Origin of the sequence: Nocardia gamkensis NBRC 108242, from assembly GCF_001612985.1 — a bacterium.
In the GTDB taxonomy this organism is placed as follows: domain Bacteria; phylum Actinomycetota; class Actinomycetes; order Mycobacteriales; family Mycobacteriaceae; genus Nocardia; species Nocardia gamkensis.
This window is the reverse complement of sequence record NZ_BDBM01000036.1, coordinates 1-20,672: the sequence shown is the minus strand read 5'-3', so window position 1 is coordinate 20,672 and position 20,672 is coordinate 1. Positions and strand designations below refer to the sequence as shown.

Here is a 20,672-nt window from a genome sequence, read left to right as displayed (position 1 = left end):
CGTCCTGTTCCGACCGCCCCTCGGAAAAAGCGAAGCCCCGTCCACGCGATCACGCGGACGGGGCTTCGCTGGTTTTCAGTTGTACGTTCGTTCGCGAATTACTTCGGCGCGTTGAACGGCTGGTTGATGGTGCTGAAGTACTGGATCGCAGCACCGATCGCGACCGGAGCGGTGACCAGCAGCTGGCCCGCGAGGGTGCCGAGGGCGCCGACGGCGATGATGCCGCCGAGGCAGCCGATGGCGGCGGCCGGGATGAACGCGCCGAACAGCCCGACGATGGCCGCCGTGGCGACGGTGGCGCCGGCGATGCCGCCGAGCACGCAGCCGACTGCGGCGCCGCTGAGGCCGCCGACCAGGGTGCCGATGGTGGCGCCGGTCGAGATGGTGTCCTTCATGCGGTTGAAGGCGGCCGTCTCACGGTCGTACTCGGTCTTCCACGGCGCCTTGTCCTCGAAGGGGAGGGCGACCGGCTTGTAGGTCGCGTGCGCCATGTCGAACTGGGGGGTAAGGGTGGCGGTGTGGTCCGCGATCTCGGCAGCGATCGGGAACTCGAAGTCGTCGACCCGGAAGGTGAGCGGCATGCCGGTCAGCACGTCGCCGTTGGCGGCCTTGACCTTGAAGGTGCCATCCTCGACGACCATGGAACCGGCGTCGGTCGTGATGATGGACTGGGTGTCGGTCGCGTGGGCGGTGAAGTTCACCGCGCCATCGGCCTCGGGGGCCGGAGCCGCGTTCACGGTGCCGGCGGTGACGCCGAGAGCGGCGATCAGCAGTGCCGACGTCGCGGCGAATTTCCTCATCAGCATTTTGTTTCGAACCTCGATTTGAACGTTCGGAGGGGACTAGACGAGCAAAATCTAGACCAGCTAACGCGTGGTGAACCGCTTGTGACTGTTTATTCAAATTTTGTTCACCATCGAGACCCATGGCTCGGTGGGGTCCCGGAAATGAGGGCGCTGACCGGGGTTTTCCGGAACAAAACAACCCAATAGTTCCATTCGCTGGGAAGTCAATGAGACGAACGTCACAGTTCGAATACTGGAGTGGCCCTCGGCCGCACCGGGTTTCGAGTCCTTCGCCGGTTCGGAGCGGCCCCACGTACAGTCATGGGGTGCGATTGCTCGTCACCGGCGGCGCCGGGTTCATCGGCGCGAACTTCGTCCAGCAGACCGTGTCCGACCACCCGGATGCGACCGTCGTCGTCCTCGACGCCTTGACCTACGCCGGGAACCGGGCCTCGCTCGACCCGGTGGCCGACCGCATCCGCTTCGTGCACGGTGACATCGCCGACCTCGATCTGGTCGACGAACTGGTCGGTGGCGTCGACGCGGTGGTGCACTTCGCCGCGGAATCACACAACGACAACTCTCTCGCCGAGCCGTGGCCGTTCGTGCAGACGAATATCGTCGGCACCTATGCCCTGCTGCAAGCCGTGCGCAGGCACGACGTGCGCTACCACCACGTGTCGACCGACGAGGTCTACGGCGACCTGGCCCCCGACGACCCGGCCTTCACCGAGACCACCCCGTACAACCCGTCCAGCCCCTACTCGGCCACCAAGGCCTCCAGCGATCTGCTGGTGCGCGCGTGGACCCGTTCGTTCGGCGTGCGCGCCACCATCTCCAACTGCAGTAACAACTACGGGCCCTACCAGCACGTGGAGAAATTCATCCCGCGCCAGATCACCAACTTGATCGATGGGGTGCGTCCCCGGCTCTACGGAGCGGGGCACCAGGTGCGCGACTGGATTCACGTCGAGGACCACAACCGCGCCGTGTGGGAGATCCTGCGCCACGGCCGGATCGGGCAGACCTACCTGATCGGCGCCGACGGCCAACTCGACAACAAGTCCGTGGTGCGGATGATCCTCGCCGAGTTCGACCGCGATCCCGACGATTTCGATCACGTCACCGACCGGCCCGGCCACGACCAGCGCTACGCGATCGACGCGACGTTGCTGCGTTCCGAACTCGGTTGGCGGCCCCGCTACGCGGACTTCCGCGCCGGCCTCGCGGCGACCATCCGGTGGTATCGGGACAACGAATCCTGGTGGCGCCCATACAAGGCGGCCACCGAGCAGGCCTACACCGTGGCGGGGGAGCGGACGCTCAGCGCGACCGGCGACTGAAACGACAACGGCGCCCCGGGGACCAGCCCCGAGGCGCCGTGATCGACGCTCAGCCCCAGACGATGGTGTAGTACTTCGCCGCCGCGGCTATCAGCGCCACACTGGACGCCACCAGCACGGTGACGGCCGGGCCCACCGACGGCGTCTTGCCCGTCGAATCGGTGAGCCGCAGCGGCATCCAGCGCAGCAGCACCGCGAGTGTCACGATCGCCAGCGGCACGAAGTAGCGGCCCTGCACGCCATCGATGATGTAGTAGCCGACCGGCGTGAACGACATGTACAGCGTCACGTAGATCATCGCGACGCTGGCGGCCATGGTGAGCGCGATGATCAGGGTGCGGCGGAAGGCCGGGGCCGTCATCCGTTCCGCGATGCCGAGACTCACCGCGAACGCCAGCAGACAGGCCAACATCGACAGGGCGGGCACGTCGACGTAGGCGAAGCCGAGTTCGCCGAAGAACTGGCTGAACCAGCGCTGGTCGCGCAGCGCGATGCTCTCGCCGAACACGTGCACGAATTCCGGTGGGTCGCGCAGGATGCCGCTGAGCTGATCGCCGGGACGCACCGAATGCCACTGGTGCGGCGGCCGCATCAGGCCCATCCCGTCCCCGGTCGGCGCCGCGATCTTCATCCACACCGCGAAGGCGAGCGCGCCGAGCGCGGCGAAGATCCACGGAATCCCGCGCCGCGGACCGCTGAAACCGAACCGCTCGGCGGGCACCAAGGCCACCAGTAATGCCAGCAGCACGTAGGTGGGCTTGCTCACCGGCAGCAGGATCGTCGCGGCCAGCAGCGCGCCGATCTCCACCCGGCCCAGTCGCTCGCCGAGGAACAGGGCCTTCACCAACAGCGCGGAGACCAGGATGGCCAGCGCGTTGGTCATGGTGTCGGCGGTGACCGTGCCCGCCTGGAACACCGCGATCGGCAGCACGGCGACGGTGAACGCCAGCCACTGCACCCGGTGCGCGCGCAAGGCGTACAGGCCGAACCCGACCACCGCGAGGTAGGCCACCAGCCCGGCCAGGCGGGTGAGCAGCAGCAGGCCGCCCACGTCGAGCCCGAAGAGTTCGCCGAGGCGGATGCCGATGGCGGCGGGAATGTAGGGGACCGGCGAGTAAGCGGCGGTGTTGGTGAACCAGACCGGTTCGGTGGCATCCGACACCGCGGCGCTCGTCAACCGGTCGTAGCGGGCCGGATCGCCCACCATCGGATCCGGCTCGTCCGGGTTGGTGGTGTAGTCCTGCAACGCGTAGCCCATCAGCACGGTGATGCTGGAGGGGATGTCACCGCCGTAGGCGATGCCGCGATCGTCGTGGATCTTCTGAGGCAGGAAACCGCCGTGCGCGACCTGGTAGGCGCGGCCGAACTGGGTGATCTCGTCATGACCCCAGAACGGCGGGGTGAGGACGGTGAACAACGCGCCGAAGATCGTCGCCAGCAGGGTGAAGGCGATCGTCGCTCCGCCCAGCCGGGTCACCATGCGGCCCGCGAAGCCTTTCGGGCCCCGATCCGTGCGGGGAGCAGTCTCCGCTTCGGCGTCGACGGCGGGTAGCGGCGCGGTGTCGGTCGCGGGTAGTGGTGCGGTGTCGGTCGGCTCGTCCAGATCCTTGTCCGGCGTCGAGGTGGGATCCGCCTTGGTCGTCAACGCCCGGCTCCGGCGTCACGGGCGGCAGCGCCTGCGCCGGTGATCCGCGGGTCGTCCGCGCCCACCGCGGTGTAGCGCAGGTAGACCAGGCGCGCGGCCTCGTGGCGGGAGCGGCGGATGCCGTCGAGGATGAGGCCCGCCGTCCAGGCGAGGCTGCCCAGCAGCAGCAGGGTGAAGGCGAGGAACAGCGTCGGGAACCGGGGCACCGTGTGGGTGTTGTAGAACTCGACGATTATCGGAATGGTCAGGACGATCGAGACCAGCCAGCTCAACGTGCCGAACAGGCCGTAGAACGCCACCGGCCGCTCGTGCCGGGCCAGCCCGATGATCAGGGCGAGGATCTTGAACCCGTCGTGATAGGTGCGCAGCTTGCTCTCGCTGCCCGCCGGACGATCGCGGAAGCCGACCGGCACCGCTGTCTGCGGCACCCGCAGGTGCAGCGAATGCACGGTGAGTTCGGTCTCGATCTCGAACTCCCGGGACACCGCGGGGAAGCTCTTCACGAAACGGCGGGAGAACACCCGGAAGCCGGAGAGCATGTCCTCGACGTTCTCCCCGAACACCTTCCCGACCACGCCGTTGAGCACCCTGTTGCCGGTCTCGTGGCCCGCGCGGTAGGCGGAGGCGCCCTCGTCCTGCTTGCGCACGCCGAGCACGTGATCGTAGGGGCCGTCCAGCAGCGTCTTGATCATCAGCGGCGCGGACGACGCCTCGTAGGTGTCGTCGCCGTCGACCATCAGGTACACGTCGGCTTCGATATCGGCGAAGGCGCGGCGCACCACATTGCCCTTGCCCTTGGTGTGCTCGTGCCGCACGATCGCTCCGGCCTCCCGGGCACGCTCGGCGGTGGCGTCCGTACTCAGATTGTCGTAGACGTAGACGACGATCCCCGGCACGGCGGCCTGCAGATCGGCCACGACCTTGGCGACCGAGGCCTCTTCGTTGTGACACGGAACCACGGCGGCAATACGAAGCTCGGTGGAGTCCACCCGGGTCAATCCTCGCGATCGGTGGTGAATGTGGGAACACGGGGAGGGTACAGGGATCTCACAGCTTGTGCGTGGCCGACCTCACCGTGCGCGGGAGCCGATTTTCCCGTCGCGGGCGGTTGCCCGAGCCTGCGGTACCGTCGGGCCGTGCCATCCAGTGAGTCCACCGCACCCGCGGGCCAGCCAGTGACGCCGGAGACCGCGACGGTCGTGCGCAAGGTGCTCACCGCGCTGCGCAGAGGCGGGGCGTTCCTGGTGGTCGGCGCGATCGGCTTCCTGGTGGACGCGGGCACGTACAACCTCCTGGTCTTCTGGGGCGGCGAGGGCGTGCTGTATCACTACCCGCTTCCGGCCAAGATCATCGCGATCGCGGTGGCGACGGTGGTGACCTATTTCGGCAACAAATGGTGGACCTTCGCGCACAAGCAAACCGACAATCCCGGACGCGAGTACCTCCTCTACGCCGTGTTCAACGTCGTCGCGATCGGCCTGCAACTGGGCTGTCTCGGCTTCTCCCGCTACGTGCTCGACCTGTCCAGCCCGCTGTCGGACAACATCTCCGGTACGTTGATCGGGCAGATCGTGGCCGTGGTGTTCCGGTTCTGGGCTTACGACAAATTCGTCTTCACCGGGGCGCGGGCGGCCACGAGCGGCGCTACCGACAACGAATCGGCGAACGTTTAGCAATGGTTCGAGTACACGTCGGCATGGCTGTACGGCGGGCAAGCGCACAGGGCGGTTGATATCCTCACCCCCGCCGTGAGGCATCGAGGGGCGTGTCTGTCCCGTCCGGCACAATGAGAAATTTCGAGGATTTCATGGATCAGTCGGCTATCGAGGCCGTTACCGAAACAAACGATCGCTCGACGGCCGCTGAGGCGCCTGCCGCGCTGCGCGCCGACCATCGGGCGCCGGACCGGCTCGTGCTCCAGCGCGGCATCTTCACCGGTCCGTCGGCGAAGGTGAGCGACGAGCTGTATGCCGTCGTGAAAGGCGGCGCGCACCGGGAACGCCAGACCCTGCGGTTGGACAAGGGCGCCACCGCGCACACGAACACCTACTTCGGCCGGTTCGCCGCCAGCTACTGGCAGCGCTGGACCACGGTCACCGAAGTACGGGCGACCATGGTGCTCGAGGTGGTCGCGAAGGCGAGGATTCGGCTGGTGGCCTCCGACATCGCGGGGCATCGCCGGATCATCGACACCGCGCGGGTCGACGCGAGCGGTTCGGTCACGCTGACCGCCCCGCTCGACCAGTACGTCGACGGCGGCGCGCTGTGGCTGGAGTTCGACGCCATCGGCGGCGCGCTCGGCATCGCGGAGCTGAGCTGGACCGCCGTCGCGCCGGAGCGTGTTCGCCCGGTCGCCATCGCGATCTGCACCTTCAACCGCGCGGCCGACTGCGCCGAGACGGTCGCGGCGCTCGCCTCCGACCCGACCGTGATCGCCGCGATCGACGCGGTGTACGTGGTCGACCAAGGCACCGATCTGGTCGAGAACCGGCCGCGCTACCAGGAGGTCGCACCGGTCCTCGGCGAGAAGCTGCGCTACCTGCGCCAGCCGAACCTCGGCGGCGCCGGCGGCTTCACCCGCGGGCTCTACGAGGTCTCCGCGGTCAACGAGCACGCCGACGTCATCCTGATGGACGACGACATCCTGTGCGAGCCGGAGACGGTGCTGCGGCTGAACGCGTTCGCCAACCTGACGGTCGAGCCGACCCTGGTCGGCGCGCAGATGCTGTTCCTGCTCAACCCCGACTACCTCAACGTCGGCGCGGAGGAGGTGCACATGAACCGGCTGCGGCACGGCCAGAAGGTGCCGAAGGCGCTGCGCAACACCAGCATGTTGAAGAAGAACCAGGAGCGCCGCGTCGACGCGGGCTACAACGCCTGGTGGACCTGCCTCATCCCGGCCGAGGTGGTCGCGAAGATCGGGCTGCCGATCCCGATCTTCTTCCAGTGGGACGACGTGGAATACGGCGTCCGGGCGCGCGAGCACGGTTTCGTCACCGTCACGCTGCCCAACGCCGCGGTCTGGCACGCGGACTTCTACTGGAAGGACTACGACGACTGGGCGCGCTACTTCAGTACCCGCAACTCGCTGATCGTCGGCTCGATGCACACGGAGCTGGACGGTAAGGAGATCAGCCGCAAGCTGTTCCGGGAGATGTCCGAGCAGCTGGTCGCGATGCAGTACGGCCTGGTGCACACCACCTTGCAGGGCATCGAGGACTTCCTGAAGGGCCCGAAGGTGCTGCGGGACGGCGGTATCGAAGCGCTGGCCGCCGCGCGCACGAGCCGGGCGGATTACGCCGAGACGATCAAGCACCCGGCCGCGACGCCGCCGGTCCGCTCGGCCGACATCCAATTGCGCCGTGCGGGTGGCGAACCCAGTCGCGTGCTGCTGGTGCTGATCAAGCGCGCGATCAATCAGTGGCTCGGCCGTACCCAGCACGGCATCATCGGCGTCACCAGGGAAGACGCCTACTGGTGGCATGTCTCGCTGTTCGACCACGTAGTGGTCACCGACGCCTCGCAGTCCGGCGTCCGGGTGCGCAGGCGCGACAAGGCCCGCGCGCTTCAGTTGCTGCGCCGGATGGTGCGTGTGCTGCGTCGTCTGCGGCGGGAACTGCCCGCGTTGCAGGCGCAGTACCGCGCCGCCATGCCGGAACTGACCAGCCGGGAGAACTGGGAGCGGCTGTACGGGATCGAGGGGTCCGCCACTCCTCGCACGTAGGCCGGAGACCGGGCGCCCCGAAGCCGCGAACGGCCTCGGGGGCGCCCGGCACTCTTCACGAAACCGGTTGCCGCGCGAGCGTTCTCGTCGCGGCAACCGGCGAGTCAGAGAAAGAGATCTGTGGTGAGTTCGCCGTCGCCGGGGGTGACGCGGTACTTGTCCAGATCGGTGATGCCGTGCGCGGCCAGGACTTCGTCATCGATGAAGAAGTTGCCGCTGGTCTCCTTGCCGGGCGAGGTGAGCACCAGGTAGGCGGCGTCGGCGTAGATGTCGGGGGTGCGCGAGGTGGAGACCATCTCCTCGCCGCCGAGCAGGTTCTTCACCGCGGCGGTCGCGATGGTGGTGCGCGGCCACAGCGAGTTGACGCCGATGCCGTCGCCCGCGAGCTCCTCGGCCAGGCCCAGCGTGGTCAGCGACATGCCGTACTTGGCGATGGTGTAGCCCAGCGACGCGCCCGCCCATTTGGGGTCGAGGTTCAGCGGCGGCGACAGGGTGAGGATGTGCGGGTTGCGCCCGGCCTTCGCCGATTCGCGCAGATGCGGGATGCTCAGCTTGGACAGCAGGAAGCTGCCGCGGCAGTTGATGTCCTGCATCAGGTCGTACTTCTTCATCGGCAGCGCGTCCGTGGGGGACAGGTCGATCGCCGAGGCGTTGTTCACCACGATGTCGATGCCGCCGAAGCGCTCGACCGTCCGGCGCACCGCCTCGGCCACCGACTCGTCGATGCGGACGTCGCCCACGAACGGCAACACCTGCCCGCCCACCGCCTCGAGTTCCGCGGCGGCGGTGTGGATCGTGCCGGGCAGTTTCGGATGCGGCTGATCGGTCTTCGCGATCAGGGTGATGTTGGCGCCGTCCGCCGCGGCGCGCTTGGCGATCTCCAGCCCGATGCCGCGGCTGCCGCCGGACATGATCATCGTGCGGCCCGCTAGCGGCTTTGATCCCGATTCCGTCATCTGACCTGCTCCTTCGTTTCCGCCGCGAGCACCGGCCCGCGGCTGTACGCGCTTGCAGACTAAGCGTAAACCTCGGCCTTATGCAACCAGTTGCATAGGGTGTGCGAAGAAAGGGCGCCGGCGTGCCGGCGCCCTCCGGCCGCGGCTCAGATCGTGGCGATGAGGACGATGTTCAGCAGGAACATCAGTCCGACCAGCGCCCAGACGATGTAGAGGAACAGCATGCCCGGCGCCTTCTGCGGAACCGGTCCGATCGCGCCGTTGAGGAAGATCACAACCGGCGGCTTGTAGTAGAACCGCGCGGCCTGTCCCTCCGCGATCGGCACGGTGACGTTCGCCGGACCCATGTCGAACAACCACGGGGTGGCGACCCGGACGTGGTATTGGCCCGGCCCGACCGGGATGTGGTTCGCGCCCCATCGGGTGTTCGGCACCCGCTGGCCGTTGACCAGGATCTTCGGCTTGGTCAGCGCGAGCAGGAACGTCCAGATCGAGTACGAGGCATCGATGGTGATGCCCGGCGGGTCGGCGGGTTGGCCGTAGCCCTGCTGCGGGGCGAACTGCTGCGGCTGCCCGTACGGTTGCGGCTGCCCGAACTGCTGCGGTTGCCCGTATGGCTGTGGCTGACCGTATTGCGGTGCGGGCTGGCCGAATTGCGGCTGCCCGTATGGCTGCGGCTGCCCCGCCTGCGGTTGGGCGAGATGCGGTTGGCTCGGATGCTGCCCCGGAGGCGGCGCGTACTGCGCGGGCGCCTGCGGCGGGTACTGACCGACGGGCGGTTGCTGACCGAACGCCGGCTGCCCAGGCCATGAACCGGGCTGCTGGCCGTGTGGCGGATACCCGCCGGGATGACTCATCTATCCCTCCCAGATAGCGAACGATGCGAGGGGCACCCTACCGTGCCCCCCGCTCGGTCAGCGTCGCGAGTTCCGCTCCCGGAACATCTTGCGGTGCTGCTTGGTGATGTCCCGCCAGGCCCGTTGACGTTCGGCTTGCAGCCGCTTGTCGGTGCGCGCCCGCATCCACTCGTTCTCGCGCGCCAGCTTGTCGTAGCTGTCGAGCCTGCGCTGGGTGAGTTCGCCGCTGTCGATCGCCTCCCGCACCGCGCACCCCGGTTCGCCACGGTGCGCGCAATCGCCGAAACGGCATCGGGCGGCTAAGGATTCGATGTCACTGAAGGTCTTCTCGATGCCTTCGGTGGCGTCCCACAGCCCGATGCCGCGCAGCCCCGGCGTATCGATCAGGGTGCCGCCGCCGGGCAGCGGGCGCAGTTCCCGGTGCACCGTGGTGTGCCTGCCTTTCTTGTCCGCGTCGCGGACCGGGTTGGTGGCGAAGATCTCCGCGCCGAGCAGCGCGTTGGCGAGGGTCGACTTCCCAGCACCGGAGGGTCCGAGCAGCGCGACGGTGCCGTCGAGCATCGCGGTGAGCACATCGAGCCCCGAGCCCGTGTTCGCGCTCACCTCGAGCACAGCGGCGCCCGGCGCGACGGCGCGCACCTCGTCGAGCGGGAGGTCGTCGGCCGCGTCGGCCTTTGTGAGCAGCACGATGGGCTGGGCGTTGCTCTCCCAGGCCAGCGCGAGCATGCGTTCGATGCGACCGAGGTCCACATCGCCGTCGGCGGCGGTGCAGATCAGGACGGTGTCGACATTGGCGGCGAGCACCTGGCCCTGCGACCGGCCGGAAACCGACGACCGCACGATCGCCGATCGGCGCGGCAGCAAGCGCCGCACGGCCGACGTGGCGTCGACGGTCACCCAATCACCGGTGCACAGCCCGCTGACCTCGGAATCCGAGCGCGGGCAGCGGGCACGTGCGAGCCCGTTCGGTGTGGCTACATCGCATTCACTGCGATCCATGCGGATCACCCGCGCGGGCACACAACCGTCCTCGATCATCGAGGAGTATCGGGCGGAAACGGCTTCGGTCCAGCCGTAAGGGACGAGAAGGTCGTGGTCGACCATGGTGGAAAGGAATCCTTCGTCGGGCGCCGAACCCGACCAGGGTTCAGCGAGCGGAGAATGAGGTGGAGTCTCGTGTGGCGGCGCGACTGAGATCAGCTCGCCCGGACACGACAATCCGCACGTTCCTCGTCACGGTCCACACCTCCTTCCGCTCTCGCAGTCGACCCACTCTCGCACCCGTCCCCCGCCCGGCACAACCGAATTTCCGACTTCCGCGGGCCGCGCACCGCCGACGGCGCGACCCGCGGCGGATCAGTCGGGCTTGCCGAACTGCTCGTGGCGGCCGAGGGAGCGAAGGTGGAACCATTCGCGCAGGCCTTGGGGGTCGCGGCGGGTGACCAGGAAGAACCAGGAGAAGCGAACCCATTCCTGGGGAAGCAGTTTCCGCATCCCCGGCTGGGACATCAGATAGCCGCGGTTGCGGTAGGTGAAGTAGCGCTTCACCGGATCGTCCGGGTACTGCGTGTGCATCCGGCCGCCGAGGATCGGCTTGAACTCGGCCGCTCCGTTGGGATGCAGATACGCCGTCTGCAGGCACGTGCCGAACGGCAGTCCGGAGCGCACCAGCCTGCGATGCACCTCGACCTCGTCGCCGCGCACGAACAGGCGCAGGTCCGGCACGCCGATCACGTCGACCGCCTGCGCGGAGATCAGCGCGCCGTTGAACAGCGAGGCGATGCCGGGCAGGAAATCCTCGTCGCCGAGTTCCGAGCGCAGCCTGCGCCAGACCACGCCGCGGCGCAGCGGGAAGGCGAGACGGTCGGGCTCATCGATGTCGCAGACCACGGGCGAGACCTCGACCAGGCCGTGCCGCTTCGCGCAGTCCAGCAGGGTGGACAGCACATCGGGGCCTTCGGGCCTGCCGTCGTCGTCGGCGAGCCACACCCAGTCCGCGCCCATGCTCAGCGCGTGCAGCATGCCGAGCGCGAACCCGCCCGCGCCGCCGAGGTTGTGCGCCGAGCCCAGATAGGTGGATTCCACCGGCTGGTCGCGCACCAGATCGGCGACCTCCGCCTCGTTGCCGTTGTCGATCACGATCAGGTGATCCACCGGCCGGGACTGGGACGCAACGACTTTCAGCGACTCGGCGAGCAGTTCACGGCGCTTGTGCGTGACCACGACCGCCACGATGCGCTGCGGCGAATCCGAGGCCGTCGCAGCGGATTTCGCCGGGAGCGGGGCGGCGGGGGCGCCGGCCTCCTCCGGCGCGGAGCCGATCCGGGCCTGCGCCCCTTCGTCGATCGGGGTGTCCTGCCCGGTCGGCTCGCTCATGCTGCGGCCTTTCCGGCAGGAGCGGGGCCCTGCGTGGTTACGCTTCGCTGCCGCCTCCGGGCCTGACCGCTCATGCGGTGTTGGCTGTCGGCATGAGCGGGGCCCTGCGTGGTTACGCTTCGCTGCCGCCTCCGGGCCTGACCGCTCATGCCTTGTTCCGCTCCAATTCTCGTTCGTTAGTCACGGCCCGTTCGGCTTCCATTTCGCGCAGCACGGTCGCGACGTGATTCCCCGCGTCCGGCCCCTCATAGGCTCGCACCACTTCTTCGATGCCGCCGCGCAAGCGGATCTGGCCGTGGTCGATCCACAGCGCCGTATCGCACAGCTGCGCGAGGAATTCGTTGGAATGGCTGGCGAAAACCAGGATGCCGGAACGCGCTACCAAAGACTGCAACCGCAGCCGGGCCTTCTTCATGAATTCCGCGTCGACGGCGCCGATACCCTCGTCCAGCAGCAGGATCTCCGGATCGATCGAGGTGACCACGCCCATCGCCAGGCGCACCCGCATACCGGTGGAATAGGTGCGCAGCGGCATGGACAGGTATTCGCCGAGCTCGGTGAAATCCGCGATCTCATCGATCTTCGCCAGCATCTGCTTACGCGTCTGCCCGAGGAACAGGCCGCGGATGATGATGTTCTCGTAGCCGGAGATCTCCGGATCCATGCCGACGCCGAGGTCGAACACCGGCGCCACCCGCCCGCGGATGCGCGCACTGCCGCGCGACGGTTCGTAGATGCCGGAAAGCAGGCGCAGCAGCGTCGACTTACCCGCGCCGTTGTGCCCGACCAGGCCGACCCGGTCGCCTTCCTTCAACGAGAGATTGATCTCCCGAAGGGCCTCGACCACGACGACATCGGACTGATTGCGCCCGATCGCGCCGCCCGCTTTACCGAGGAACGCTTTTTTCAACGACCGCGATTTGGCGTCGAAGATCGGGAATTCGACCCACGCCTCCTGGGTCTCGATACTCACACGACTCATCGGGGGCGCTCCTATACCCAGTACGGTACGCGCGAACGGTACTGCTTCATGGCGAAGATCGCCATGATCCAGCCGACCAGGGTGATCGTGCCGACGATCACCCAGTGCCGCAGCTCCTGCGGCTCGCCGAGCAACGGCGCCCGGACGATCTCGAGATAGTGGAATGTCGGCACGAGTTCGGCCAGTTTCGCGCGGTCGCCGGTGCCGATCTGCGATTGCAGGGTCTTGGTCGTCCACATGACCGGCGTCAGCACGAACAGCATCAGCGTGGTGCTGCCGAGAATCGGCGCGATGTCGCGGTAGCGGGTGCTGAAGATGCCGAAGACGATCGACACCCACATGGAATTCAGGAAGATCAGCGCGATCGCCGGGATCGCCATCAGGCTGGCCACCCCGAGGTGCCGCCAGACGCCGAACGCGGCGAGCATCACCAGGTAGATGACCATGTTGTGGGCGAAGAACAGCAGCTGCCGCCACACCATCCGGTAGACGTGCACGCTGAGCGCGGAAGGAAGCTGCTTGATCAGGCCCTCGTTGGCGATGAAGACCTCCGAGCCCTCCAGGATGCTCGCGCTGATCACGTTCCAGATGATCAGCCCGACCGTCACGTACGGCAGGTACTCGCGCAGCGGCTGACCGAGCAGCGCCGCGTACAGCACACCCATCGCCGCGGCCTGCAAGCCGGTGGCGATGGTGATCCAGAACGGGCCGAGCACCGAGCGGCGGTAGCGCTGCTTGATGTCCTGCCAGCCCAGCGACAGCCACAGCTCGCGCTGCGCGAACCCGCCCGCGAAATCCTGGAACGCGCGCCGGAAGGTCTGGGAGTCCGGCACGATCTTCGCCTCGGTGGCTCCCGCGTGCAACGTCTCCGTCTCCGGAGTGGCCGCGCTCATCGGACGCTCCTGCGAGTCGTCGCCGGAGGGCGCCGTGTGCTCGGGCGAGGTGTCATCTGAACGCGCTTGGTCATCGGAACCAACTGAGCTCTCTTCAGGACGCACCGCACTCGGGTCGGAGACCGAGTCGGAGCGAGCGGCAGCGGCGGGCACGGTGCACGAGACTACCCTTGCGGCCTCGCGCCACCGAGTGGCACACGCTCACAGGTACTGGCCGGACCCGCCGGTGACGTGACTGGCTTGGCCGCCGCGCGGGTCGACGGTGTGGATGCCGGGCGGCAACGCTCCCTGCCGCATCTGTTCGAGCTGGGCGCGCGCGGCCATCTGCTGGGCGAACAGCGCGGTCTGGATGCCGTGGAACAATCCCTCCAGCCAGCCGACCAGCTGGGCCTGCGCGATCCGCAGCTCGGCGTCGGACGGCACGGCGTCCTCGGTGAACGGCAGTGTGAGCCGCTCGAGTTCCTCCCGCAGCTCGGGGGCCAGCCCCTGCTCCAGCTCCCGCACCGAGGACTTGTGGATCTGCTTGAGCCGATTGCGGCTGGCGTCGTCCAGCGGAGCCGCACGCACCTCCTCGAGCAGCTGCTTGATCATGGTGCCGATCCGCATGACCTTCGCGGGCTGCTCGACCATGTCGGCGAGCGATTCGCCGGAGTCGTCGCGGTCGTCCGACTTGTCCTTGTCATCGTCGTCGGTCACGACCTGAGCGGTGAAGGGCGCTTCCGATCCGGCTACCGCCGGAATGGCCAGGGGCCTGCCGTCGGGTCCGACAACGACAATGTGGTCCGGTGCCTCGTCCGAGTGCGTCATGGTCCCTATCATGTCGTGTTCGGTCCGAACGCGCTAAGCCGGTGCTCCCGGGCCGCGCTCGTGGCATGGTCCGGCGCGCGCCGCCGGTCCACGCCGCCGCGCGAGGTCGGCGTTCTATTCTGTTCGGGTCGTGTGGTTCGGATTTGTCGAAAGTCGGTCGCCATGCTGAGTCCCAGGTTGCTGCGCTCCCGCCACGATGTGGAGGGGAACGCGGTTACACCGGCTCGTCCGCTGCCCTTAGAGTGGCCAGCATGACTTACGACGTCGCGAGGGTTCGGGGCCTGATACCGTCCCTGGGCGACGGCTGGATCCACCTCGACCCGCAAGCGGGCATGCTGGTTCCGGACGCGGTATCCCGCGCCGTGTCAACGGGTTTCCGAACCTCCTCCTTCTCACATATCGGCCGCAACGGCGCCGCGGTGCGCAGCGCGGCGATTCTGGACGCGGCCCGCGAGGCCGTGGCGGACCTCGTCGGCGGCGACCCGGCGGGTGTCGTCCTCGGCCCCGACCGCGCGGTCCTGCTGGCCTGGCTCGCCGAATCGCTGAGTTCTCGCCTCGGCCTCGGCACCGGCATCGTGCTCTCCCGGCTGGACGACGAGGCCAACGTCGCGCCGTGGCTGCGCATCGCCAACCGCTACGGCGCGCACGTGCGCTGGGCCGAGGTGGAGATCGAGACCTGCGAGATGCCGTCCTGGCAGTTCGAGGAACTGATCGGGCCCACAGCGCGGCTGGTCGCGCTCACCGCCGCCTCGCCGATCGTCGGCTCCGCCCCCGCCGTCCGGGTGGCCGCGGACCGGGTGCACGAAGTGGGTGGGCTGCTGGTGGCCGACGCGTTCGGCGCCGCGCCCTACGCGCTGATCGACATCGACGAACTGAACGCCGACGTCGTCGCGCTGAGCGCACCGGCATGGGGCGGTCCGCAGATCGGCGCGCTGGTCTTCCGTGACCCGGCCTTCCTGGACCGGATTCCGTCCATGTCCTTGAACCCCTACGCCAAGGGCGCCGAGCGGCTCGAGGTCGGCGGGCACCAGTACGCGCTGCTGGCGGGCCTGACCACCTCCATCGACTTCCTGGCCGGGCTGGACGAGCGGGCGCGCGGCACCCGGCGCGAGCGCCTGGAGATGTCGATCACCTCGTTGCAGGACTACCACGACCAGCTGTTCGAGCACTTGATGAGCGTGCTCGACTCGATCCCCGGTCTCACCGTGATCGGCCGCGCGTCCACCCGCATCCCCACGGTCAGCTTCACGCTCGGCGGCATGCAGGCTGAGAAGGTCGCGGCGAAGCTCGCCGACAACCGGATCGGCACGGTGAGCGGCGTGCACGGCGGCAGCAGGCTGCTGGACGCGCTCGGCGTCAACGACGAAGGCGGCGCGGTGACCATCGGCCTCGCGCCCTACACCACCAAGTTCGAGATCGACCAGCTCGGCAGGGCCCTGCTGGCGCTGGAGTGAGCGGCGCTCACAGCTCCCGTACCCGCAGCACCACCTTGCCGAACACCTCGCCGGAGTCCAGCAGCCGGTGCGCTTCGGCGGCCTCCTCGATCGGCAGTTCGGCGGCGATGACCGGCGCCACCGTGCCGTCGGCGACCAGCGGCCACAGCTGCCTGCGTACCTCGCCCACGATCTCGGCTTTGCTGCCGACACCGGTCGCGGGCCGCGCGCGCACGTTGTTGGCGTGTACCGTGCCCCACTTGCGCAACAGGACACCCAGGTTCAGCTCTGCGGACACGCCGCCCTGCATGCCGATCACCACGAGACGGCCGTGCTCGGCCAGCGCGTCGACGTTCCGTCCCAGGTAGGCCGCGCCCATGTTGTCCAGGATGACGTCCGCGCCGATGCCGCCGGCGCTCGATCGCTGGGCGCGCACGACGGCGACGAAATCGTCCTCCTTGTAGTTGATCAGTACGTCCGCCCCCAGCTCCGCGCAGCGCGCCAGCTTGTCCGCCGAGCCCGCGGTCACCGCCACACGCGCGCCGAGAGCTTTGGCGACCTGAATGGCATGCGTGCCGATCCCGCTGCCGCCACCGTGCACCAACACCAGCTGATCGGCCCGCAGCCGCGCGGTCATCACCAGGTTCGACCACACGGTCGCCGCCACTTCGGGCAGCCCGGCCGCCGCGCCCAGGTCCAGGGCGTCGGGAACCGGAAGCACCTGGGTCGCGGGCACCACGACCCGCTCGGCGTAACCGCCGCCGGACAGCAGCGCGCAGACTCGATCGCCGACCGCCCACTCCCGCACTCCGTCGCCGAGTGCGGCGATCACACCGGAGCATTCGAGGCCGAGCAGCGGGCTGGCTCCCGGCGGGGGCGGGTAGTGGCCCTGACGCTGCAGCAGATCGGCCCGGTTGAGGCCCGCCGCGTCCACCTCGATCAGCACTTCGCCGTGTCCGGGCTCCGGATCCGGCACCTCCGACAAGGACATGACCTCGGGACCGCCGGAACCTTTCAGAACTATCGCGCGCACCGTGCCATAGTGCTCCGCCCGCAGCGACGGTTGCACGCTGCCCCCTGCGCGGGGGAGTCGGGAGGGAAACGTGCTGCGGAAACGCAATCCCGCGAGCGGCCTGCGGTGACCGGCGTCACGGACTACCGTTCCGGTGGTGAGTGGCGGCTTCATCGATTTCCAGAACGAGATCTACCTGGGCGGTCTGGGTGGCTCGACACCCGAATTGCCCATGACCGCCGCGGGTCTGGAGACGCTCGCGCGGGAGCGGCTCGATCCGGCCGCCTTCGCCTACGTCGCGGGCAGCGCGTCCGCGGAGCGTACCGCCGCGGCCAACCGGTCGGCCTTCGACCGCTATCGCATCCTGCCGCGAATGCTGCGCGGCTCCACCGGGCCCGGCGTCCGCGATCTGTCCGTCGAGGTGCTCGGCACGAAGCTGGCCGCGCCCGTGCTCACCGCGCCGATCGGCGTCCTCGAACTGCTGCACGAGGGCGGCGAGGTGATCGTCGCCGAGGTCACCAAGGAACTCGGCATCGGCACGGTGCTGTCCACCGCCGCCTCCTCGACCATCGAGGACGTCGGCGCCGCGGCCGGAGCGTGGTGGTATCAGCTGTACTGGCCCGCCGACGACGAACTGGCCTGCTCGTTCGTCCGGCGCGCCGAGCGTGCCGGGGCCTCGGCGATCGTGGTCACCGTGGACACCCCGACGCTGGGCTGGCGTCCGCGCGACCTGGAGCAGGCGCACCTGCCGTTCCTGCACGGCAAGGGCATCGCCAACTACCTGTCCGACCCGGTGTTCCGGGCCAAGCTGCCCGCCCCGCCGGAGGAGAGCGAGGATGCGATGCGAACGGCCATCCTCACCTGGGTCGGACTCTTCGGAAACCACACGCTGCGGCCCGCCGACCTCGCACGTCTGCGCGAGTGGACCGACCTCCCGATCGCGGTGAAGGGCATCCTGCATCCCGACGACGCGCGCCAGGTGGTGGACGCGGGCGCCGACGCGGTGGTGGTGAGCAATCACGGCGGCCGCCAGGTGGACGGCTCGATCGCGGCGCTGGACGCATTGCCCGCGGTAGTGGCCACCATCGGCGACCGCGCCGACGTGCTGTTCGACTCCGGTCCGCGCACCGGTTCCGACGTGCTCATCGCACTGGCCTTGGGCGCGAAGGCGGTGCTGTACGGGCGGCCGTGGGCCTACGGACTCGGTCTCGCGGGCGCGGCGGGGGCCCGGCACGCGTTGCGGGCTCTGCTCGCCGATTTCGACTCCGCGCTCGGCCTCTCCGGGTGCACGAGCCCGGCCGCGGTGAACCGCGCCCTGCTGTCCACGGTGCGCTGACCTGCGATAGTTGCCCATTTCCGCAGTTAGCCGAGCATAGAATGGCCACCGTGCATCCCGAACCGAGCGGTCGCGTCGTGGCCGAGCCACGCTGGCTCACCCCGACGCAGCAGCGCGCCTGGCGCGCCTACATGGACGGCCACCAGCGCCTGATGACGGCGTTGAATCGTCAGTTGCAGCGGGACAGCGACCTGTCCGTCGCCGAATACCGGATTCTGGTCCTGCTCTCGGAGGCTCCCGACCGCTCGCTGCGGATGAGCGAGCTGGCCGACGGCGTGCTGTCCTCGCGCAGCAAGCTCACCCATCAGATCCGGCGGCTGGAGGCGCAGCAGATGGTCCGCCGCAACACCTGCCTGGAGGACGGCCGCGGCGTGCTCGCCGAACTCACCGACGAGGGCCTGCGCCGCCTGAAAGCCGCCGCGCCCGGTCACGTCGAAGCCGTCCGGCGTCACTTCATCGACCTGCTCGCCCCGGCCCAGCTCGAGGTGATCGGCGACGTCTTCGGACGCGTGGACGAGGAAATCGGTAAGCACTCCGGCTGATCCGTCGGCTACGATCGGTTCCCTGGAGACGTGGCAGAGCGGCCGAATGCACTCGCCTTGAAAGCGAGCGTCGCGAGAGCGACCGGGGGTTCAAATCCCTCCGTCTCCGCCACGGCCGCCCAGGTCATGCGGTTGGCCTGCGGCGTCGCCGTGTTCGAATCGGTCGAACGCCCGCAGTCTTGTCACGATTTGTCACAACCGCATTCAGGCTTCGCGCAGCCTCGGCCAAGGCGTCGGGCTGGCTGTGGACGTAGGTGCGCATCGTGAACGCGGCATCGCAGTGCCCGAGCCACGCCGACACGACTGCAATCGGAACGTTCTGAAGATGCAGCAGAGTGCCGCAGGTGTGCCGGGCATCATGCAACCGAACATGACGCACTCCGGCGGATTCACAGACCCGGTGCCACTCTCGCGACAACCTGTCCGGATGCACCGGATACCCAGCCTCATCGCACACCACATACTCGCCGGGTCCGTAGCAGTTGCCGAGCTTCAACCGCTCCGCCGCCTGAGCAGCCCTCGCCCGCTTCAGGGCTTCCACGATCGCAGGCGTGAGCGGAAGAGTCCGCTTCGACTTCTCCGTCTTGGTCTCTTTCTCGATGACCTCGCCGTCAACCTGAATCCGAGTGTTCGTGATGGTCACTGTGCCTGCCCTGAAATCCACGTCGCTCCAACGCAATCCGGCGATCTCACCACGACGCAGCCCAGACAGCGCGAGATGCCACGAGTGCCCAGCACGAACCCGATCCGCGACCGCGAGCACCTTCCGAACCTCGGCCGCGTCGTAGGTGTTCATCTCCTTGCGTGACCCCGGCACCCGGTCAACAAGGTCAGCGACATTGCGCGCCAGACGACCCTGCCCCATCTGCGACGCGAGCACCTTGGCAACAATCCTCAGCATCGGATTGATGGTCTGCGCATTCCACGCCCTGCACGGCCGCCCGTGCGCATAGACGAATTCGCCATCCTGCAAGTCGCTCACCAGGTTGTCCAGGTGCGCCTTCGCGAGTTGCTGAACAGGAAGCGGCCCGTGCCGATCACGGAGAGGCTGAAGCGCGTGCTTGTACGCCGCCTTCGTGCTCTTGGCGATTCGCTTGCCGTCGAGCCACTCCACACACGCCTGCTCGACCGTGATCACGGACCGAGCGACGTACGAACCACGCGACACGGCGTTAGTGACCTCCGCCAGCGCCTTACGAGCTTCCTGCTCGGTGCGGTATCGCTTGCGAGTCTGCCGACGCTTCCCGGTTTCCGGATCAGTGCCAGCCTCAGCGGTGACCTGATAGCGGACCTCGCCACTCTTGAGCGTGATCTTCTCGATCTGGGGCGGCAGCTGCCGTCTGCTCACGCCGCCGCCTCCTGATCGAGTCCGGCGATGTAGTCCGCGACGGCCTGTTCGGTGACGAACCGGCGACGACCGATCTTGACCGAGCGCAGTTCACCCGATCCGATCAGTTCGTAGTACTTGCTGTGCCCGATCGGGATCAGCTTGCGAACATCAGACTCCGTAAGCAACCTCGACATGATGTGCTCCCCTCCTATGCGGCAGCTTGCTGGATTGCGGAATTGTTCTGTGGTCCCGGTGGCCCTCCGGTCGTGGCGAGGCGGGCCATCGTGTACTGGGCGTGCTGGCTGATGCGGGCCGAGACCAGTGCCATGACCAGGTGCGAACGTGGAGGCGCATCGTGGTCGCCGGGGCGCACGGGGGTGATGCGTAGGTGTGAGGTGTCGGGCGGGATGATGCCGATGGCGGCGAGTTCGTTGCGTACGAACTCCAGGCGTTCGGCTTTGTGGTCGGGGAGGGTCTTGCCGCTCCACTTCGTGGAGGTCACGCAGCGCTTGCCGGGGACGCCGAGCAGGTCACGGCGATGGTTGCGGCCCCGGCAGTGGCCCGGTTGGGTCTTCTCGCTGGCGCCCTTGGGGACGATGCCGTAGCGCAGCCACACCGCGCAGGTTGGTGAGCACGGTGTGCGCTGGAGCT

20 protein-coding genes and 1 tRNA gene are annotated in these 20,672 nt (G+C 68.1%); 7 read left to right on the top strand and 14 right to left on the bottom strand.

The window, feature by feature from the left end; all coding sequences use genetic code 11:
• Positions 1-98: 98 nt before the first annotated feature.
• A complete protein-coding gene (locus NG1_RS25720) occupies positions 99-806 on the bottom strand; it encodes a DUF8020 domain-containing protein (RefSeq protein WP_062974927.1) in 708 nt (235 codons plus the stop codon).
• A gap of 305 nt (positions 807-1,111) precedes the next feature.
• Between NG1_RS25720 and rfbB the strand changes: the two genes are divergently transcribed.
• The gene (gene rfbB / locus NG1_RS25715; RefSeq protein ID WP_062974925.1) at positions 1,112-2,128 is read left to right on the top strand and encodes a dTDP-glucose 4,6-dehydratase; all 1,017 of its coding nucleotides are present in this window, start codon (positions 1,112-1,114) and stop codon (positions 2,126-2,128) included.
• Between the two features lie 49 nt (positions 2,129-2,177).
• Here the strand turns inward: rfbB and NG1_RS25710 are convergent, their stop codons facing one another.
• Positions 2,178-3,773 carry a DUF2142 domain-containing protein gene (locus tag NG1_RS25710; protein ID WP_062974923.1) on the bottom strand — a complete coding sequence of 532 codons (1,596 nt, stop codon included), beginning with the start codon at positions 3,771-3,773 and terminating at the stop codon, positions 2,178-2,180.
• Positions 3,770-4,762 (bottom strand): glycosyltransferase, encoded by a 993-nt coding sequence (locus NG1_RS25705; RefSeq protein ID WP_062974921.1) that lies wholly within the window; start codon positions 4,760-4,762, stop codon positions 3,770-3,772. Before NG1_RS25705 ends, NG1_RS25710 begins: the two co-directional genes overlap by 4 nt.
• A gap of 147 nt (positions 4,763-4,909) precedes the next feature.
• Between NG1_RS25705 and NG1_RS25700 the strand changes: the two genes are divergently transcribed.
• Together NG1_RS25700 and NG1_RS25695 are read left to right on the top strand one after the other, a co-directional pair.
• Positions 4,910-5,446, top strand: a complete 537-nt coding sequence (locus NG1_RS25700; RefSeq protein ID WP_157114228.1) for a GtrA family protein — start codon at positions 4,910-4,912, stop codon at positions 5,444-5,446.
• Between the two features lie 134 nt (positions 5,447-5,580).
• Positions 5,581-7,497: a glycosyltransferase gene (locus tag NG1_RS25695; protein ID WP_062974932.1), complete on the top strand. Its 1,917-nt coding sequence runs from the start codon at positions 5,581-5,583 to the stop codon at positions 7,495-7,497.
• Positions 7,498-7,601: 104 nt separating this feature from the next.
• On the opposite strand, the gene NG1_RS25690 is transcribed toward NG1_RS25695, so the two are convergent.
• The 7 genes from NG1_RS25690 to NG1_RS25660 form a co-directional block, all read right to left on the bottom strand.
• Entirely contained in the window at positions 7,602-8,453 is an 852-nt protein-coding gene (locus NG1_RS25690) for an SDR family oxidoreductase (protein WP_062974918.1), read from the bottom strand.
• Between the two features lie 146 nt (positions 8,454-8,599).
• Positions 8,600-9,310: a hypothetical protein gene (locus NG1_RS38520; protein ID WP_245660051.1), complete on the bottom strand. Its 711-nt coding sequence runs from the start codon at positions 9,308-9,310 to the stop codon at positions 8,600-8,602.
• A gap of 57 nt (positions 9,311-9,367) precedes the next feature.
• On the bottom strand, positions 9,368-10,414 hold the full coding sequence (rsgA, locus tag NG1_RS25680) for a ribosome small subunit-dependent GTPase A (protein WP_062974917.1): 1,047 nt from the start codon (positions 10,412-10,414) through the stop codon (positions 9,368-9,370).
• Positions 10,415-10,666: 252 nt separating this feature from the next.
• Positions 10,667-11,686 (bottom strand): galactofuranosyltransferase GlfT1, encoded by a 1,020-nt coding sequence (glfT1, locus tag NG1_RS25675; protein ID WP_210750691.1) that lies wholly within the window; start codon positions 11,684-11,686, stop codon positions 10,667-10,669.
• Positions 11,687-11,831: 145 nt separating this feature from the next.
• Entirely contained in the window at positions 11,832-12,668 is an 837-nt protein-coding gene (gene wzt, locus NG1_RS25670; protein ID WP_040864282.1) for a galactan export ABC transporter ATP-binding subunit Wzt/RfbE, read from the bottom strand.
• A gap of 11 nt (positions 12,669-12,679) precedes the next feature.
• Positions 12,680-13,561, bottom strand: a complete 882-nt coding sequence (gene wzm / locus NG1_RS25665) for a galactan export ABC transporter permease subunit Wzm/RfbD (protein WP_062974916.1) — start codon at positions 13,559-13,561, stop codon at positions 12,680-12,682.
• A gap of 201 nt (positions 13,562-13,762) precedes the next feature.
• Entirely contained in the window at positions 13,763-14,368 is a 606-nt protein-coding gene (locus tag NG1_RS25660; RefSeq protein ID WP_062974914.1) for a bacterial proteasome activator family protein, read from the bottom strand.
• 251 nt (positions 14,369-14,619) lie between these two features.
• On the opposite strand from NG1_RS25660, the gene NG1_RS25655 reads away from it, so the two are divergent.
• The gene (locus NG1_RS25655) at positions 14,620-15,822 is read left to right on the top strand and encodes a cysteine desulfurase-like protein (protein WP_040864285.1); all 1,203 of its coding nucleotides are present in this window, start codon (positions 14,620-14,622) and stop codon (positions 15,820-15,822) included.
• A gap of 7 nt (positions 15,823-15,829) precedes the next feature.
• Here NG1_RS25655 and NG1_RS25650 read toward each other — a convergent pair whose 3' ends face one another.
• Positions 15,830-16,834 carry an NAD(P)H-quinone oxidoreductase gene (locus NG1_RS25650; RefSeq protein ID WP_062974929.1) on the bottom strand — a complete coding sequence of 335 codons (1,005 nt, stop codon included), beginning with the start codon at positions 16,832-16,834 and terminating at the stop codon, positions 15,830-15,832.
• 136 nt (positions 16,835-16,970) lie between these two features.
• Between NG1_RS25650 and NG1_RS25645 the strand changes: the two genes are divergently transcribed.
• The 3 genes from NG1_RS25645 (at position 16,971) to NG1_RS25635 (ending at position 18,803) form a co-directional block, all read left to right on the top strand.
• The gene (locus tag NG1_RS25645; protein WP_040864347.1) at positions 16,971-18,149 is read left to right on the top strand and encodes an alpha-hydroxy-acid oxidizing protein; all 1,179 of its coding nucleotides are present in this window, start codon (positions 16,971-16,973) and stop codon (positions 18,147-18,149) included.
• Positions 18,150-18,280: 131 nt separating this feature from the next.
• Entirely contained in the window at positions 18,281-18,691 is a 411-nt protein-coding gene (locus NG1_RS25640; protein WP_174315527.1) for a MarR family winged helix-turn-helix transcriptional regulator, read from the top strand.
• 24 nt (positions 18,692-18,715) lie between these two features.
• Positions 18,716-18,803, top strand: a tRNA-Ser gene (locus tag NG1_RS25635).
• A 12-nt stretch (positions 18,804-18,815) separates the two neighbouring features.
• Here the strand turns inward: NG1_RS25635 and NG1_RS25630 are convergent.
• The 3 genes from NG1_RS25630 to NG1_RS37545 form a co-directional block, all read right to left on the bottom strand.
• Positions 18,816-20,039: a site-specific integrase gene (locus NG1_RS25630; protein WP_062974911.1), complete on the bottom strand. Its 1,224-nt coding sequence runs from the start codon at positions 20,037-20,039 to the stop codon at positions 18,816-18,818.
• Positions 20,036-20,215, bottom strand: a complete 180-nt coding sequence (locus NG1_RS25625) for a helix-turn-helix domain-containing protein (RefSeq protein WP_062974909.1) — start codon at positions 20,213-20,215, stop codon at positions 20,036-20,038. Before NG1_RS25625 ends, NG1_RS25630 begins: the two co-directional genes overlap by 4 nt.
• Positions 20,216-20,229: 14 nt before the next feature.
• On the bottom strand, positions 20,230-20,672 hold a 443-nt coding region (locus tag NG1_RS37545), incomplete at its 5' end, for a replication initiator (RefSeq protein ID WP_369691024.1).